General features: G+C 66.8%; 1 protein-coding gene. It reads right to left on the minus strand.

Going from position 1 to position 579, the window contains the following annotated elements:
• Window positions 1-526, minus strand: a 526-nt coding sequence (locus tag FVA95_RS29260) for a protein rep (protein ID WP_161992536.1), incomplete at its 3' end; no start/stop codon positions are given.
• Window positions 527-579 lie beyond the last annotated feature (53 nt).

Here is a 579-nt window from a genome sequence, read left to right on the forward strand (position 1 = left end):
CGCCCTCGACCAGGAAGAACACATGGAAGTGCGGGTGCCAGCCGTGCTCGTCACCGTAGGTGCATTCGAAAGCGCGGATGACACCCTTGATCATCCGGGTCTTCCCAGTCGAGCCGATCGTGGGGAACCGGGCCACCCCCATCTCATCGAGGTCGGCGTTCCAAGGCCGGTCCGAGGTCACCGATTCCCACGCGGCGCGCTGTGCCTCGATCAGGTCCCGCAGCTCGTGGCCGCTGTGGTGGCGCATCGTGAACGTGGCCATCGCGACAGAGTTCCCGAGCTTCTCCCAGACCTTAAAGACCTGTTCAAGCTCCCGGGCCCGGTGCACCGCGATCCGCGACCCGCACGGCAGGCAGCTATGCCAGCTCCCGCAGGTCTTGGTGCCGTTGATCCCGACGTCCACACCACCATCCTCGCGCCCGGCGAAGGTCAGCCCCACCTCATCGACCCCTTCCTCGAACGGCGCACGCCTGCACGAGCGGACCTTGCGCAGCGGACTGTGGCGCCACTCCACGCCGGTGTGCATCGCCCACCGCTGATCACTACTCGTCGGCTCCCCGTCCAAGATCCAGCCGAGCG

The organism is Pseudonocardia sp. EV170527-09, from assembly GCF_008369905.1.
Taxonomy (GTDB): domain Bacteria; phylum Actinomycetota; class Actinomycetes; order Mycobacteriales; family Pseudonocardiaceae; genus Pseudonocardia.